Below are 16,268 nucleotides of genomic sequence, written 5' to 3'. Positions count from 1 at the left end.
CCCCGGAGGGAATGATGAGCACACAGACGAAGCTGGCGCAGTTCGGCGTGGCGGGCATGGGCGTCATGGGAGCGAGCCTCGCCCTCAACATCGCGGACCACGGCTTCCGCGTCGCGGTGTGGGACCGCCACCCGGAGAGCATCCAGAAGGTCCTGGAGGACAACCCGAAGCAGGCCCTGGCGGGCTTCCCGGAGCTGGAGAAGTTCGTCGCCGGCCTGGAGCGCCCGCGCCGCATCCTCTTGATGATCACCGCGGGCGCCCCCGTGGACGAGATGATGGCGCGGCTGTTCCCGCTGCTGTCGCCCGGCGACGTCATCATGGACGCGGGCAACTCCTGGTACCTGGACACGCGGCGCCGCGAAGCCCTCTGCAAGGAGAAGGGCTTCCACTTCCTGGGCATCGGCGTGTCCGGCGGCGAGGAGGGCGCGCGCCACGGCCCGTCCATCATGCCCGGCGGTCCCAAGGACGCGTACGCGCTGGTGCAGCCGGTGCTGGAGGCCATCGCCGCGCGCAGCGAGGAGGGCCTGTGCGTCACCCACGTGGGCCCGGAGGGCGCGGGCCACTTCGTGAAGATGGTGCACAACGGCATCGAGTACGCGGACATGCAGCTGCTCGCGGAGACGTACGACGTGCTGCGCCGAGGCCTGGGCCTGGACACCGCGGTGCTGGCCGACCTGTTCTCCAAGTGGAACGAGGGCATCGCGGAGTCGTTCCTGCTGGAGACCACCATCAAGGTGCTGCGCAAGCGCGACCCGGAGACGGGCAAGCCCCTGGTGGACCTGGTGCTGGACAAGGCCGGCCAGAAGGGCACCGGCAAGTGGACGGTGCAGGTGGCGCTGGACATGGGCGTGCCGGTGCCCTCCATCGCGTCCGCGCTGGACGCGCGCAACCTGTCCGCGCACAAGGAGGAGCGCGTGGCGGCCAGCAAGAAGCTCCACGGCCCCGCCATCTCCCTGTCATCGGAGGAGCAGAAGGACCTGGCCCAGTGGGCGCACGACGCGCTCTACGCGGCGCGCGTGGTGACGTACGCGCAGGGCATGCGGCTCATCCAGGCGGCGTCGGACCAGGACAAGTGGGGCGTGTCGCTGGCGGAGATGGCGCGCATCTGGCGGGGCGGCTGCATCATCCGCGCGAAGCTCCTCACCCCGCTGCGCGAGGCCTTCCAGCGGCAGCCCACGCTGCCCAACCTGATGGTGTCGGAGGCGTTCGCGCCGGTGCTGGAGAAGATGGCCCCGTCGTGGCGCAAGCTGGTGGGCACCGCGACGAAGGTCGGCATCCCCGTGCCGGTGTTCAGCAGCAGCCTGGCGTACATGGACAGCTACCGCAGCCCGGAGCTGCCGCAGAACCTCACCCAGGCCCAGCGCGACGCGTTCGGCGCGCACACGTACCAGCGCCGGGACAAGCCCGACGCCGGCTTCGTGCACTCGGACTGGCTGAAGTAGCCCGCCCCTGCGCGCCGCCTACTTCTTCTGGGTGGCGCGCAGCTCGGCGCGGCGGATCTTCCCGCTCACCGTCTTGGGCAGCTCCGTGACGAACTCGATCTCCCGCGGGTACTTGTAGGGCGCCGTGGTCTTCTTCACGAAGTCCTGCAGCTCCTGCGCGAGCGCGGGCGACGGGGCGTGGCCCGGCGTGAGCAGCACGTACGCCTTGATGCGCTGGCCCAGCTTGTCGTCCGGCACGCCGATGACGGCGGACTCGGCCACCGCGGGGTGCTCAATCAGCGCGGACTCCACCTCGAAGGGGCCCACGCGGTAGCCGGACGTCTTGATGACGTCGTCGGAGCGCCCCACGAACCACAGGTAGCCGTCCGCGTCGCGCACCGCGCGGTCGCCGGTGACGTACCAGTCCCCCCGGCTGCTGGCCGCGTTGGCCGCGTCGTCGTTGAGGTAGCCCTGGAACAGGCCCACCGGCCGCTCCGGCTTCACGCGCACGGCGATGTCGCCCTCCTGCCCGTCCGCGACCTCCTGGCCGTGCTCGTCGATGACGCCCACGGTGAAGCCCGGGGACGGCTTGCCCATGGAGCCCACGCGCGGCGGAAGCGACGGGAACATGCCCACGATGACCACCGTCTCCGTCTGGCCGTAGCCCTCGCGGATGTGCAGCCCGGTGGCCTCCTTCCACGTCTCGATGACCTCCGGGTTGAGCGGCTCGCCCGCGCTCAGCGCGTGGCGCAGCGAGGACAGGTCCACCGCCTTCAGGTCCTGGAGCACCAGCGCCCGCCACGCGGTGGGCGGCGCGCAGAAGGTGGTGACCTTCTCGCGCTCCAACACCTTCAAGAAGGCCGCCGCGTCGAACCGGCCACGGAAGTCATGGACGACGTTGCACGCCCCTTGGCTCCACGGCCCGAAGAGCTTGCCCCACGCGCACTTCGCCCAGCCGGTGTCGCTGAGCGTCAGGTGCCGGTCCTCCGGCTTCAGGTCCAACCAGTAGCGGCCGGTAATCTGGTGCCCCTGGCCGTAGCTGGCCTGCGTGTGCAGCACCATCTTCGGCATGCCGGTGGTGCCGGACGTGAAGTAGATGAGCAGCGGATCCTCCGAGCGCGTCGGAGGGAACGCCGGAGCCTGGGCCTCCGCCAGGGCCTCCGACGCGTAGCGCGCCCAGGGCGAGGGAGGCTCGCCGGTGGACACCCACGTCGTCACGCCGGGGGAGGCGCCCACCACGCCCTCGAAGCGGTCCAGGCAGCTGAAGTCCGTGAGCACCGCCTTCGCGCCGGACGCCTCCAGCCGGTAGCGGATGTCCTTGGCGGTGAGCATGGGCGTGCCGGGCATGAAGACGATGCCGGCGCGGATGCAGCCCAGCACCAGGAACCACCACTCCGGCACGCGCGGCATCAGGATGAAGGCCCGGTCGCCGCGCTTCAGGCCCAGCCCGGTGAGGAAGCGCGCCGCGTGCAGCGAGCGCTCCTTCAGCTCCTGGAAGGTGAAGCACCGCGAGCGCCCGGACTCGTCGGACCACTGGAGCGCGGGGGCCTGGGGCCGCTCGGCCGCGTGCCGGTCGATGACGTCCGTGGCGAAGTTGAAGTGCTCCGGACGCTCCCACCGGAAGTCACGGCGGGCGGACGCGTAGTCGGAGGAAGCGGAGGGAAGCGACTCGGGCATGGGCAGGCTCCTGGAGTGTTCCGTCAACCCCAGCAGCCTGACACGTCATCCCAGCCCCGGAGACGAAAAGCCCGCGCGGGGCGCCCGGTGGTGGACGCTCGCTCGCGCGGGCAGGGAAGCTCCGGGGCTGCTCCGGCGCCGTCAGTGGGCGGCGGCGGCGCGCAGCTCGTCGGCCAGCTTGCGGGCCTCGTCGCTCCAGCCCGGCTCACCCAGCGCGGCCACCTGGTCGAAGTCGCGGGCGGCCCGCGCGTCCTGGTGCAGGGAGCGCAGCGCGAGGCCGCGGTTCCACAGGGCCTGCGCGTTGCGCGGATCCGCGCGCACCACGGAGTCCAGCAGCGCCAGCGCGTCCTGGTGACGGCCGTCCTGCAGCGCCACCACCGCCAGGTCGTTGTCGCGCGCCAGCGACGCGGGCTCGCGCGCCAGCACCGCCTGCGCCTGCTGCCACTGACCGTGCAGCACGTAGGCCGCGACGATGCCGCGGAAGTCCTTGCGCTCCTCCATCTCCGCCAGCGGGCGCAGCGGCAGCGGCGCCTGCACCGCCTCCGTGCCCTCCGCGCCGCCCCTCATGGGGCTGTAGCGGCGCCACTGGTCCGCGCGAGGATCCGACAAGCGGGCCTCCAGCTCGCGGGTGGACTGGTTCTCCAGGAAGACGACCGCCGGGACCTGCGCGACCGGCATCATCCGCGGCACGACGATGGCGCAGAGGCTGGCGGCCAGGGCCAGCGGCGCCACCACGCGGGCGTTGCGGCGCACCCACGCGCCCAGCGCCACCACGTTGCCCCCGGGGTTGGAGGCGGGCTGCTCCGCCGCGCCCACGCCCAGCGCCCGCGCCGCCAGCAGCTCCAGCTGGAGCAGGTCCCGCAGGCCCCCTTCGCAGGCAGCGCAGCGTGGCAGGTGGTTCCGGAAGCCTTCGGCGTCGGACTCGGACAGCTCGCCGTCCATGAAGAGATGCAACCGGGTGCAATGCGCGTTCATGACTGGACCCCCCGCTCCCGAGCCACCGCGACGCTCGGAAGGAGCAATTCCCTCAGGTCCCTGCGCGCCAGCGTCAGCCAGCTGCCCACGGTTCCCACGGGAACGTTGAAATGTTCGGCGATGGCCTGGTAGCGGCGGCCTTCCGCGTGCAGCTTGTAGGCGTCCCGCAGGTGCGGCTTGAGCTGCTCGATGGCGGCCTGGAAGGCATCGTTGCCCACCAGCTCCCAGTTCTCCCGGTCGCCATCCCCCGTCACCGGCGCGTCCTGCACCAGCGCCAGGTGCGGCAGCCCCCGCGTCTCCGTGCGCTGCCGACGGCAGTGGTCCAGGAACCGGTTGGTCATCGTCGTGCACAGCCACGCCGCGCACGCCGCCTCCGTCCGGTCCTTCAGGTGGCCAAACTCAGGCAACGCCCGCTCGAAGGCCTCTTGGACCAGGTCCTCCGGGTCCAGGATGCCGCGGGCGCACAACCGGCGCGCCACGGCCAGCAAGCTCGGCCGGTGGCGTCGGATGAAGGCCTCGAAGTGGCGCCGTTCCCGGTTGAAGAGGTTGGCCATGACGCTAGGACCCGAAGTGACTGGTGGGCTTCCTGACTAAAGACGCCGAGCGGTTCGTTTCTTGAGAGAAAAATGCCCGGAAGGGCAGACAAGCCCGCCGGGCAGGGGGCCTCAGCGAGCGCCTTCCGCGCCCTCCAGCAAGGGGGGCACCGAGGGCGGCGGCAGCGGGCGGCGGCGACGCGGCGCCTGCTCGCTGCACGTGGGGTACGAGTTCTTCACATGGGGCGCGCTGGTGTCCGGCTCAAAGGCACCGGGGGAAACCGACGACACGTTTCCGGAGGTCATGGGGTCGTTTTCTCCTGCTACGAGGGGAGTCCTGCGTAAACCGAGGCTGGGTGGAATGGGACTGATGCGCCGTCCATAACATGGACTGACGCACTGGCAGCAGGGGCCCCCCCGCCCATGTCTCCAAGGATTTCAAGGAGTTCCGAATGAGCGAAGACAAGTCCCCCCTGCGGCCGGAGTGGCGGCAGTGGCTGGCGGAGAACCTGGCCCTGGGGGTCGCGGAGGAAGACGTACAGCGGGTCCTCGTGTCGTCCGGTGTGGACCCGGCGCTGGCGCAGGCGGAGATGCGGGCGGTGGGTGAGCACCCGTACTTCCGGGCCTGCCGTCAGGTGGCCCGGCACTTCGGCTGGATGGAGTCGCTGATGGACGTCTACAGCGCGCTGCGGGCCCAGGACGGGGGCCGCGCGCTGGAGGTGCGCCAGGGGGTGACGCCCGAGGAGTTCTTCCACCGCTACTACTTCGGCCACCGGCCGGTGGTGCTGCGCGGGATGATGGCGGACTGGCCCGCGATGCGGCGCTGGTCGCTGTCCTACTTCCGCGAGCGGTTGGGCGGCGTGGAGGTGGAGGTGATGGTGGGCCGCGACGCCGATCCGGATCACGCGGCCTTCCAGGACCGCCACCGCGCGCGGATGCCCTTCTCCGACTTCCTCACCTTGCTGGAGAAGGGGGCGGAGACGAACGACTACTACATGGTGCCGCGCAACGAGAACTGGCGGCAGGGCGGCTTGTCGCCGCTGCGCGAGGACCTGCGGGCCCCGGCGGGAATCATCGAACCGGACCTGAGGGAGGACATGCTCACGCTGCTGCTGGGGCCCGCGGGCACCGTCACCCCGCTGCACCACGACAACATGAACATCCTGTTGGGGCAGGTGATGGGCCGCAAGCACGTGCGGCTGGTGCCCTCCTTCGAGCGGCACCGCGTGTACCCGCACCGGGGCACCTTCAGCCACGTGGACGCGGACGCGCCGGACCTGGACGCGCACCCCCTCTTCGCGGAGGCCACGGTGCTGGAGGCGGTGCTGGAGCCCGGGGACATGGTGTTCCTGCCCGTGGGCTGGTGGCACTGGGTGAAGGCGCTGGACGTGAGCGCCAGCGTCACCTTCCACCACTTCCGTGTTCCCGGCGGCAACACGCACCTGGAGCCCCCTGTCTGACCCTTCCGTCACCTCAATCCGCGTTCTCCACCAGCAGCACGAAGCGGGTCCACCCGGCGCGGGTATCGCGGGCCAGCCACGCCTGCCGCTCATCGCGCAGCGCGACGGCGGCGGGCGTCCCGGCGTGAATGCGCCGGCGCACGCCGTCGAAGAAGCGGCCCGCCGCGTCCGGGATGTCCACGGTGGAGGCCAGCACCGCGCGAGCCCCTGAGTCGATGAAGGCCGCCGGCAGGCTGAAGGGCTCCGTGCTCTGCAGGGCCGTGGTGCGGCCCGCGCTGCACGCGGCCAGGAACACCGTGGGCGCTCCGGTGAGCCGGTGCTCGCGCACGACGTCCGCGGTGAGCGCGTAGCGGCCGTTGACCTCCGGCGACAGCACCACCAGCGAGGCGCCGGAGAGCGTGGGGTCGGTGATGCCGTGCGCGTGGATTTCAATCTCCGTCGCGTCCGCCATGCGCGCCAGCACCCGCGAGGGCGTGGCGTCCGAGCCGGACAGCACGTCCGGCGGCGCGCTTCCCGGCTCCGCGTCCGGCGTCCACGTGGGCAGCCGGGGCAGCTGCAGCAGCGACGGCGTCTCCACGCCGGCCACCACCAGGCGGCGCGTGGCCGCGGGAGGCGGGCGGGGCCCGGTGACGCGGCCCAGTCGGAAGCTCCACGCCAGCTCCGGGGGAAGCAGGTCCGTCCGTCCGAAGACGGGGGCCCACGCGAGCACGTCCACGCGCTCGCAGCTCGCGAGCGTCTGGCGCAGCGCCTCCGGCACCAGCCGGGACGAGTCCGCGTGGAAGAAGGCCTCCTTGCGCGAAGCATCGTAGTGGCCCTTCACCTCGCCCTGGGGGCCCAGCGCCACCAGCACGGTGCGCTCCGCGTGGACGCTGGCGGCCAGCGCGCACCGGGTGGGCACGGGCGTGCCCAGCTGCGCGGCCATCAGCGCCACCACCTTGGAGAACTCTCCGGCGCGGCCCGCGTCCGTCGCCAGCGACGAATAGCTGAGGGCCCAGGCCTCGCGCGCCAGCGCGTCGCCGCGCGGCAGGGCATCCGCCTGCGCGAGGGTGTCGCGCAGCAGCGCCTCGCCCTGGGCCCGGTCCTTCTCCAGGAGGAAGCGGCCCTCCAGGTAGCGGCTGTAGACGTGGTCGCTGCGCCCCAGCGTGGCGCCGGTGCTCATGTTGGAGGAGACGGCCTTCATCCACGCCGCGTCCCGGGGGCCGGAGTTCGTACGCTCCAGCTCCGCGAGCGTCGCGCCGAACATGGGGTCCATCGGGTTGTCGGGGCAGGCGTCGGCGAGGTCCAGCTCTCGCCGGGCCGCGTCGGGCCGCAGGTCCAGGTAGAGCAGGTGCGCCAGCTGCACATGGGGCCAGGAGCAGCTGATGGACGCCCCGCGCGCCATCCACTCCTCCAGGTACGCGCGGGCGCTGCCCAGGTCGTTGCGGGAGCGCGAGGTATGGCTGAGGATCTCCAGCGCGTTGAGCTCCAGGTCCCACTCGCGCAGCTGGCGGGCGCCCGCCCACAGCACGCGCGCATGCTGCTCCGCCTCGGAGACCCGCTGCATGTCGCCGTAGAACATGGCCAGCCGCCGCTCCAGCTCCAGGCAGCGCACGGACAACGTCGTCTCCCGGCAGCGCTGGAGGGCGCCGAAGTAGCGCTGCTCGGCCTTCCACCACGTGCCGTCGTTGATTTCCCTGCGGGCCTGGTCGCGCTCCGCGACGTCCGTGAACCACGGGTCGTTGGCGCGCTGGATGCTCGTGAGCGTGTCCTGGAGGGTGCGCAGGGGGCCGTTGCGGGTGCGCATCAGCGCGCCCAGGTAGATGTCCTCGTCCCCGGTCATGCGCGCCTTGTCCAGGAGCGCCTCCGGGACCCCCTGGCCCTCTCGCAGCGACTCCGCGTACTGGCGCGCCAGCGCGCCGCGGCGGGAGAAGTCGCGCTTCACCACGCGCTGCACGTAGTCCGTGAGCACGCTGCCGCCATGGACCCGGTCCAGCTCCTTCGCCAGCGGCAGCAGCGCCACCGCGCGCTCCTTCGACTCCGCGGCGCGGACCACCTCATAGAAGACGCCGCGCACGGTGCCGGGCATCTGGCGGGCCGCGTCCATGGGCAGCGGCGCCTGGGAGTCCCGCACCAGGGCCAGCGTCGCCTCGCGAGCGGCCGTCCACTGACGCTGGCGCTCCAGCGTGGCCTCGCGCAGGGCCAGCGCCTGGGCGTGGGCTTCGCGGCCCCAGCCCTGCTCGCCCAGCTTCGCCACCTGCTCGAAGAGCTCCGAGGCCCGCAGCGTCAGGCCCATCTCCCGGAACACCAGCGCGCGGTTCCACAGGGCCTGCGGCAGGGCCGGCTTCACCGCGAGCACGCCATCCAGCAGGCGCAGCGCCCGCTCGAAGTCGCCCTTGGCCAGCGCCACCGCCGCCAGGTCGCTGTCGCGCTCCGGCGAGGCCGGCGTGCGCTCCAGGAAGGAGGCCGCCTGGTTCCACTCCCCTTCCAGCCCGTACGCCGCCGCGATGCCGCCCCAGTCCTCACGGGCCTCCATGCGGGCGAGCGGGCCCAGGGGCATCGGCTCGGCGGGCACGGGGCAGCCACCCGCGGGCGCTCGGGAGCGGTAGCGATCCGCCTCCGCGTGCGTGAGGCGGGCCTCGATGCGGGCCGCGGCGCGACGCTCCACCCAGAAGGTGTCCGCGACGGCGGGGGCCTGCGCCCGGGGCTTCAGGGCCGCGACACCGGCCGCCATCACGGGGATGGCCAGCGCCAGCGCCCAGAGCTTCTTCTTCGCTGGCTTCACCATGCGGTCCCCTCGGGCGCCTCCCCCCTGCCGCCCCTGCTTCTCGTTCTACACCAACACCCGACGAACGCCGACCCGGCCTCGCCCCCACCCTCCAGGCGTCCCATGACGCGCTGGGCAGCAGGGTGGTGAGAAAACAGGCGCATCGGATGTTTTTGGCTCCACACGCACCAATAGACGGCCATACCCGCCGTTCTTGAAAAAAGGCCCCACTTCCCAGGTCTGGCGCGAGGCAGAGACGGGACGCCGGGCCGTCAGGCTGTTGAGGGGATGACGCTCGGGGGCTCGCCTGCACGTCTGCCTTCACCCGATGGTTTGAGCGCCCGCATCCCTCCGGAATCACGCACTTCGGCATGCCTGGGGAAGTGACGGGCGGCAGGGCCCTGTCCCCCTCTTGCCCCGACGAGCGTCCCGTCGAGCGTGCGAGCGACAGGGGGTTGCCAGGCAGGAGCGCACGGGAAGGCTTTTTCCGCGTCAGGTGTCCCCTGGGCCCAACCCGGACCGAAAGGACCCCTGTTTGAAGCGACTCCTTCAGCTCGTTGCCGCGGCCTCCATGATGCCGGCCATTGCCTCCGCCAGCATCCTCTGGAAGGGCGACTTCGAGACCGGCAACACGTCCCAGTGGACGCGGCAGCAGAGTGTCGCCAACAGCCGCCTGCAGATCGTGACGGACGTGGTGCGCGACGGCCGCTATGCGCTCAAGGCCACGGTGCGGCAGGGCGATGATCCCATTGGCGCCAGCGGCAACCGCAACGAACTGCTGTACGTGACCCATGAGACGCAGGGGAAGGAGTACTACTACAAGTGGAGCACGCTCTTCCCTTCCAGCTACCCCGTCCATGACTCGTGGCAGGTCATCACCCAGTGGCACCAGGAGAGCTGCTGTGGCTCACCGCCCCTGGAGTTCTTCGTGCGAGGAGATCAGATCCACCTGCGCGTGGGCGGCGACACCGCCCCGGTGCTCTGGCAGACCTCCATCGACAAGGGCAACTGGCACGACTTCGTGCTGCATGTGAAGTGGTCGTCCGACAAGAAGGCCGGCTTCGTGGAGCTGTGGCACAACGGCAAGCACGTGCTGCCGAAGACCTACGGGGCCAACCAGTTCGGCAAGGAGCTGAACTACCTGAAGATGGGCCTGTACCGCGACGACGCCATCAAGCCCGAAGCGAGCATCTTCCACGACGGCTTCATCATGGCGACGTCGCTCGAGGACGTGATGCCCCCGGCCCCCAAGCCCGTGGAGGAGCCCACGACCCCGCCAGCCGAAACGCCGACGACGGGCGGCTCGACGGGCGACACCACCACCTCCCCCCCGGTGGTGGAGACCCCGGCGACGACCACGCCCGACCTCCCCAGCATCCCGCTGCCCACCCCGAGCGGCCAGACGCCCACCGGCACCACCACGCCCATCTCCAACAACCCCAACGGCCTGCCGGAAGCCTCCGACGGCGCGTCCGGCGGATGCAGCGCGTCCGGGGCGTCCGGCACCCTGCCCTTCGCCGCCGCCGCGCTGCTGCTGGGCGCCGTGGCGCTGCGCCGCCGCCGGGCCCCCGCCCCGGTCCCGCTCGTGAAGCGCTGACTTCCGTCCGTCACCGAAACAAGTCTCGTGGCCCGGTGCGCCCTTGTGACGCACCGGGCCTTCTTGTTTCCCGGGACTTTCTTCGACCACACAAATATGTCGGAGATTTTAAGCATTTCTTGAATTGATTGACCTTCCGGGCTCTGTCGGGCTTCGCTCCGGGCTTCCCCCGCAGCAAGAAAGGCAGGACCCGATGAAGCGGAGCTTCGGTCTGTTCTCCACCGCGACGGCGCTGTTCGCTGGTGCCTCGCTGGGCGTCGTTCCTTCCGTGGCGCTCGCGGCCCCCTCCCAGGCGGAGGCGGCGCTCGCGCACGACGTCTCGCCGGACATCCTCTTCGCGATGCAGCGGGACCTGGGCCTGACCGCGGACGGCGCGAAGCGGCGGCTGGCGGCGGAGGCGGCGGCGGTGCGGGTGGAGGGCGCGCTGCGCGCGGAGCTGGGCGAGCGCATGGGCGGCGCGTGGATGAACGCGGACGGCAGCGCGCTGGTGGTGGGCGTCACCACGGACGCGGACGCGGACGCGGTGCGCCGCGCGGGGGCGGTGCCCCAGAAGGTGAAGTACACGCAGGCGGCGCTGGACGCGGTGAAGGCGCGGCTGGACCTGCATGGCGAGTCCGCGGGCCGCACCGTGCACGCCTGGTACGTGGACGTGATGACCAACAGCGTGGTGGTGCTGGCGCAGGACTCCGCGCTGACGGGCGGCACGGACTTCCTGGCGAAGGCGGGCGTGAAGCACGACGCGGTGCGGGTGGTGCCGTCGCGCGAGGAGTTCAAGCCGCTGTACGACCTGCGCGGCGGTGACGCGTACTACCCGGGCAACGCGCGCTGCTCCATCGGCTTCCCGGTGGCGGGCGGCTTCGTGACGGCGGGCCACTGCGGTGGCGCGGGCACGGGCACCAGCGGCAGCGGCGTGGCGCAGGGCACGGTGGTGGCGTCCACCTTCCCCGGCAACGACTTCGCGTGGGTGCGCACCAACGGCTCCTGGGTGTCGCAGCCGTGGGTAAACAACTACGCGGGCGGCAACGTGCTGGTGTACGGCTCACAGGAGGCGGGCATCAACGCGTCCATCTGTCGCTCGGGCTCCACCACCGGCTGGCGCTGTGGCGTCATCCAGCAGAAGAACGTCACGGTGAGCTACTCGGCGGGGCTGGTGTACGGCCTCACGCAGACGAACGCGTGCGCGGAGGGCGGTGACTCCGGCGGCTCGTGGATGTCCGGCAACCAGGCGCAGGGCGTGACGTCCGGCGGCTCCGGCAACTGCTCCACCGGCGGCAACACCTTCTTCCAGCCGCTCAACCCCATCCTGGGCGCCTACGGCCTGTCGCTCACCACGTCCGGCAGCGGCGGCACGGGCGGCCCCATCATCGGCCTGGCCAACAAGTGCATCGACGTGCCGAACTCCAACAGCACCGACGGCACCCGCCTGCAGCTCTGGGACTGCAACGGCACCAACGCGCAGAACTGGACCTTCATGTCGGACGGCACCGTGCGCGCCTTCGGCAAGTGCATGGACGTGGCCTGGGGCTCGCGCGACAACGGCGCGGCCATCCAGCTCGTCACCTGCTCCGGCAACCCGGCGCAGCAGTTCATCCTCTCCGGCGCCGGGGACCTGGTGAACCCCCAGGCCAACAAGTGCGTGGACGTGCAGAACGGCAACCCCGCCAGCGGCACGGTCCTGCAGCTCTGGGAGTGCAACGGCACCAGCGCGCAGAAGTGGCGCCGGTAGCCATCCCCCTCCCCTCCTGAAGTGAAGAAGCGCGGGCCCCCACGCCGGGGACCCGCGCTTCGTCATCTCCAGCGGCGGCGGGGCGCCTGCTAGTGCGCGCCCTCCACCTTCACGGTCGGATCCGCCCGCTGGAGCATGGCCACCAGCACCAGGGCGCAGACGAAGATCGCGGCGAGGATGAGGAAGTTCGTGTTGAAGGCCCGCACCAGGGCCTGCGCGTTGATGCGCTGCCCCAGCAGGCCGTAGGCGGCGCCCGTCGGATCCAACACGCCCCGCGCGGCCATGGCGGCCTTCAGCTGGGCGAACTGCTCCTGCGCCACCTGCCCGTAGACGTCCACGTGCGAGGTGAGGGCGGTGGCGTTGGCCTGGGTGGAGCGGCTGAGCGCGCTGCTCATCCACGCGGTGCCAATGGAGCCGCCCAGCTCGCGGGTGAGGTTGAAGAGGCCCGCCGCGTTGCCTCGCTGCTCCGGGCGCAGGTTGCTGAGCGCCATCACCGACAGCGGCACGAAGATGAAGCCCAGCGAGCAGGCGCGGATGAACACCGGGGTGATGAGCGTGATTTCATCCACCCGGGTGGCCAGGTGCCCGTTGGTCCACAGCGACAGACTCATCCCCAGCACGCCGAAGCCGATGAGGTAGCGGCCGTCCACCTTGCCGCCGAACTTCCCGATGAGCGGCATCAGGAGGATCTGGATGGCGCTGCCCTTCAGGAAGATGAGCCCGATGTCCAACGCCTCGTAGCGCATCACGGAGCCGCAGAAGAGGCTGAAGAGGAACGAGCCGGAGAACAGCGCCGTGCCCACGAGGAAGTTCACCCCCGTGGCCGCGGAGTAGGAGCGGTTGGCGAACACCCGCAGGTCCACCACGGGACTGGGTGTCTCCAGCTCATGGACGACGAAGGTGATGAGCGCGATGGCCGCCACCACCGCCAGCAGGGTGATGAGCCGGCTGTCGAACCAGTCCTCGCGGTTGCCCTCCTCCAGTACGTACTGGAGGCACGCCATGCCCACGGCCAGGAGCGCGATGCCGTTGCGGTCCACCTTCTCCGTGGAGGGCTCGAAGTGGGGCTGCTCGATGTAGCGCCACGCCATGTACGCGGCGAAGAGGCCCACCGGCACGTTGATGAGGAAGATCCAGTGCCAGCTCGCCGCCTCGATGAGGAGCCCGCCCACGGTGGGCCCCAGCAGCGGCCCGGTGACGGCGCCCAGACCGAAGAGGGCGCCCGCCATGCCGTGCTCCTCGCGCGGGTAGCGGGCGAAGAGGATGGCCTGGGAGGTGGGGATGATGGCGCCGCCGCCCATGCCCTGGAGGATGCGGAAGGCCACCAGCGAGGGCAGGTTCCACGACAGGCCGCACAGCACGCTGGCCAGCGTGAAGAGCAGCACGGAGAAGGTGAAGTACTTCCGGTAGCCAAAGCGGCGCTGGAGCCAGCCCGTCATCGGGATGACCACCACGTTGGCCATCATGTAGCCCGTGGACACCCAGGCGATTTGATCCAACGGCGTGCCGAAGCTCGCGCGGATGTCGCTCAGGGCCACGTTGACGATGGAGATGTCCAGCACGGACATCAGCGCCGCGGCCATGGCCGCGATGGTGATGCCCGTCTTGGAACCTTGGATGACGTCGCGGCGTGCGTCCACGGGGGGCTACTCCGCCTTCCGGACGTCCACCGCGGCGGTCTTCTGCGGCGCGGCCTTCGCGCCGGTGTCCACGGTGACGTAGACGCTCATGCCCGGCTTGATGGGCAGCTCCTTCAGGTCCCCGTCGAAGCGGATGAGGACCGGGATGCGCTGCACCACCTTCACGAAGTTTCCGGACGCGTTGTCGGGGGGCAGCAGGGCGAAGCGCGCGCCGCTGGCGCCCGCGAGGCTGTCCACGTGGCCGCGGAAGGTGTGGCCGCCGAAGGCGTCCACCTTCACGTCCACCGGCTGGCCCGCGCGCATCTCACCGACCTGGTCCTCCTTGAAGTTGGCCACCACCCAGATGTCGTCCTGCGGAACGACGGCCATCAGCGGGCGCTCCGGGCCCACCATCTGCCCCACCTCCACCGTGCGGCGGCTCACCACGCCGGACACCGGGGCGCGCACCTGGGCGTAGGACACGTTCAGCTCCGCGAGCGTCAGCGCGGCGCGCGTCTGCTTGAGGCGGGCCTCCGCCAGCTTCAGCGCGGCCTGCGCGGACTGCACCTGCACGGGGCCCGTCTCCGCGGCGGAGAGCTTGCCCTGCGCGGCCTCCAGGCCACCGGACGAGCTCTGGATGCCCGCCTCGGTGGAGGTCAGCCGGGCGCGGGACTGGTCCAGCGCGGCCTTGGCCTGGTCATACGCGGCCTGCCGGCTGTCCAGGTCCGCCTGCGACAGCGCGCCCTGCTCGCGAAGCTGCTTCACGCGGCCCAGGTCCGTCTCCGCCAGCTTGAAGCGCGCCTCGGAGGCGGCCACGTCCGCGCGGGACTGGTCCAGGGCGGCCTTGGAGGAGCTGATGCCGCTGGAGGCCTGGGTGACGCCCGCGCGGGCCTGCCGCAGGTTGGCGCCCGCGTTGGCCTCCGTGAGGGTGAGCTGGGCCTGGGCGTTGGACAGCTGGGCCTCCGCGCTCATCACGTCAGCGCGGGCCACCTCCAGCCGGGCGTCCAGGTCCGAGTGGTCCAGCTCCACCACCACGTCACCGGCCTTCACCGCCTGGTTGTCGTGCACCAGCACGCGGGCCACCTGCCCCGCCACGCGCGGCGACACGTTGGCGATGCGGCCTTCGACCTGGGCGTCGTCGGTGGACTCGTGGCCGTGGGTGAGGAAGAAGCGCACGCCCGCGCCCAACACCGCCACGCCCACCAGGACGGGGAGCACCTGCTTGGCGCGGGAGCGCTTCGCGGGCTTCGCGGCGGCGGGGGTATCGGTCGAGGGAGCGGCTTCCAGGGAGGGGGCTGTGCGGGTCGTCATGGTTGTTGCTCGCAACGGTGATGGAAGAAGGGAAGTGGGATGCGGATCAGGGGTCCCGCAGGGCGGGGATGCCGGAGGACACCTTGGCCAACAGGGCACGCAGGGTGTCGCGTTCGGCATGGCTCAAGGGCGCCATGAGCGAGGCGATGCGGCGGTAATGGTCGGGCAGGATGCCCTGGATGATTTCGCGGCCCCGCGCGGTGAGGTGCACGGAGTACATGCGCCGGTCCTCGGGGTGGTCCACGCGGGACACGAGGCCGTCCTTCTCCAGCGTGTCCAGGAGGCCCGTCACGGTGGCGCGGGTGCACCGGGACAGCTCGGCGAGCTCCCCGGGCCGCAGGGTCTCTCCCGCGTCCTCCGCCATGAGCAGCTGGACGAGCACCACGAAGCGCCCGTGCGACAGCCCGTGCCGCGCGAAGTGGGCTTCGTAGGCGCCGGTCAGCTCGTTGGACAGGTGCAGCATCGTGATGCACGTCTCGATGGCGCTCGGGTCCAGCTCCGGGAAGCGCAGGGACAGCTGCTGCAGCCGCTCGTACCGGGGCACGAGCTTCACCAACGTGGCGTTTCTGGCGCGCGGAGGAACCAAGGCGGGCGTCTAGTAAGGCCCCTAACGATTTTGCGCAAGTCGATTCGTCGACCGACTAAAACCTCGGAATCTGGAGGGTTGCCCGGCTCCTCGCCTGGGCTTCGAAGGACCACGCGGTCCGCCGGACCGTCCGGGGGGCGGAGGCAGCGGTTGTCGGGTCCGCCACACCCAACCCAGACGTCGATTCAATTGTGGGTAGAAGCCAATCAACTAGACAGGCGCCTCCACCCAGGAAGGAGCCTTACCCATGGCAAACCCTGTCCGCTTCGCCTTCACGCAGCCCAGCTCACGTGGAGCCGAGTTCATCATCGAGCTGACCGACGAGGCGAAGATCGCCCACGCGCGCCGCATTCTCTCCGGCGAGGAGAAGAACGAGATCCACATCCATGGGCGCATCATCAAGAGGACCGTCCCCTACAACCCGAAGTTCTCGTTCCACATCGACCCGGCGACCATCAACTTCTTCCAGATGGCCATCGAGGTGTGCGACGCCGACATGACCTATGTCGAGGAGAACCTGGACGAGGCGGGCGGCGCCTTCCTCCCGGGCAACCATTGGTGCCCGTGGTCTTCGACGCTGACGCGCGAGGTGAAGGCGTAGCGCGAGGGAAGCAGGCCTG

The 16,268-nt window shown here is 70.9% G+C and carries 13 protein-coding genes; 5 read left to right on the top strand and 8 right to left on the bottom strand.

Annotated features, from left to right (window positions below; genetic code table 11):
* Window positions 1–14 precede the first annotated feature (14 nt).
* A complete protein-coding gene (gene gndA / locus GTY96_RS00380) occupies window positions 15–1,442 on the top strand; it encodes an NADP-dependent phosphogluconate dehydrogenase (protein ID WP_143907982.1) in 1,428 nt (475 codons plus the stop codon).
* A gap of 18 nt (window positions 1,443–1,460) precedes the next feature.
* Here the strand turns inward: gndA and GTY96_RS00375 are convergent, their stop codons facing one another.
* The 4 genes from GTY96_RS00375 to GTY96_RS37065 form a co-directional block, all read right to left on the bottom strand.
* The gene (locus tag GTY96_RS00375) at window positions 1,461–3,098 is read right to left on the bottom strand and encodes an acyl-CoA synthetase (RefSeq protein WP_161663569.1); all 1,638 of its coding nucleotides are present in this window, start codon (window positions 3,096–3,098) and stop codon (window positions 1,461–1,463) included.
* 141 nt (window positions 3,099–3,239) lie between these two features.
* A complete protein-coding gene (locus GTY96_RS00370; RefSeq protein WP_143907978.1) occupies window positions 3,240–4,073 on the bottom strand; it encodes a zf-HC2 domain-containing protein in 834 nt (277 codons plus the stop codon).
* On the bottom strand, window positions 4,070–4,627 hold the full coding sequence (locus tag GTY96_RS00365) for an RNA polymerase sigma factor (protein ID WP_143907976.1): 558 nt from the start codon (window positions 4,625–4,627) through the stop codon (window positions 4,070–4,072). Before GTY96_RS00365 ends, GTY96_RS00370 begins: the two co-directional genes overlap by 4 nt.
* A gap of 111 nt (window positions 4,628–4,738) precedes the next feature.
* Window positions 4,739–4,912 carry a hypothetical protein gene (locus GTY96_RS37065; RefSeq protein ID WP_186002155.1) on the bottom strand — a complete coding sequence of 58 codons (174 nt, stop codon included), beginning with the start codon at window positions 4,910–4,912 and terminating at the stop codon, window positions 4,739–4,741.
* Window positions 4,913–5,058: 146 nt separating this feature from the next.
* Here GTY96_RS37065 and GTY96_RS00360 point away from each other — a divergent pair, with 146 nt between their 5' ends.
* Window positions 5,059–6,066, top strand: coding sequence for a cupin-like domain-containing protein (locus GTY96_RS00360; protein WP_143907975.1), 1,008 nt, complete (start codon window positions 5,059–5,061; stop codon window positions 6,064–6,066).
* 13 nt (window positions 6,067–6,079) lie between these two features.
* On the opposite strand, the gene GTY96_RS00355 is transcribed toward GTY96_RS00360, so the two are convergent.
* A complete protein-coding gene (locus GTY96_RS00355; protein WP_161663568.1) occupies window positions 6,080–8,830 on the bottom strand; it encodes a CHAT domain-containing protein in 2,751 nt (916 codons plus the stop codon).
* A 514-nt stretch (window positions 8,831–9,344) separates the two neighbouring features.
* Here GTY96_RS00355 and GTY96_RS00350 point away from each other — a divergent pair.
* The gene (locus tag GTY96_RS00350) at window positions 9,345–10,406 is read left to right on the top strand and encodes a polysaccharide lyase (protein WP_161663567.1); all 1,062 of its coding nucleotides are present in this window, start codon (window positions 9,345–9,347) and stop codon (window positions 10,404–10,406) included.
* A gap of 193 nt (window positions 10,407–10,599) precedes the next feature.
* Entirely contained in the window at window positions 10,600–12,132 is a 1,533-nt protein-coding gene (locus GTY96_RS00345; RefSeq protein WP_143907968.1) for a ricin-type beta-trefoil lectin domain protein, read from the top strand.
* Between the two features lie 89 nt (window positions 12,133–12,221).
* Here GTY96_RS00345 and GTY96_RS00340 read toward each other — a convergent pair whose 3' ends face one another.
* From GTY96_RS00340 to GTY96_RS00330, 3 genes are read right to left on the bottom strand one after another with little or no spacing between them, the layout of a single operon-like run.
* Entirely contained in the window at window positions 12,222–13,772 is a 1,551-nt protein-coding gene (locus GTY96_RS00340) for a DHA2 family efflux MFS transporter permease subunit (protein ID WP_255442900.1), read from the bottom strand.
* 6 nt (window positions 13,773–13,778) lie between these two features.
* Window positions 13,779–15,062, bottom strand: coding sequence for an HlyD family secretion protein (locus GTY96_RS00335; RefSeq protein ID WP_161663566.1), 1,284 nt, complete (start codon window positions 15,060–15,062; stop codon window positions 13,779–13,781).
* A 46-nt stretch (window positions 15,063–15,108) separates the two neighbouring features.
* The gene (locus GTY96_RS00330) at window positions 15,109–15,615 is read right to left on the bottom strand and encodes a MarR family winged helix-turn-helix transcriptional regulator (RefSeq protein WP_143907964.1); all 507 of its coding nucleotides are present in this window, start codon (window positions 15,613–15,615) and stop codon (window positions 15,109–15,111) included.
* Window positions 15,616–15,895: 280 nt separating this feature from the next.
* Between GTY96_RS00330 and GTY96_RS00325 the strand changes: the two genes are divergently transcribed.
* The gene (locus GTY96_RS00325; protein WP_143907962.1) at window positions 15,896–16,249 is read left to right on the top strand and encodes a BP74-related protein; all 354 of its coding nucleotides are present in this window, start codon (window positions 15,896–15,898) and stop codon (window positions 16,247–16,249) included.
* Window positions 16,250–16,268: the final 19 nt, after the last annotated feature.

It is taken from the genome of Corallococcus silvisoli, assembly GCF_009909145.1.
Classification (GTDB): Bacteria; Myxococcota; Myxococcia; order Myxococcales; family Myxococcaceae; genus Corallococcus; species Corallococcus silvisoli.
This window is presented reverse-complemented; position numbering and strand designations above follow the sequence as displayed.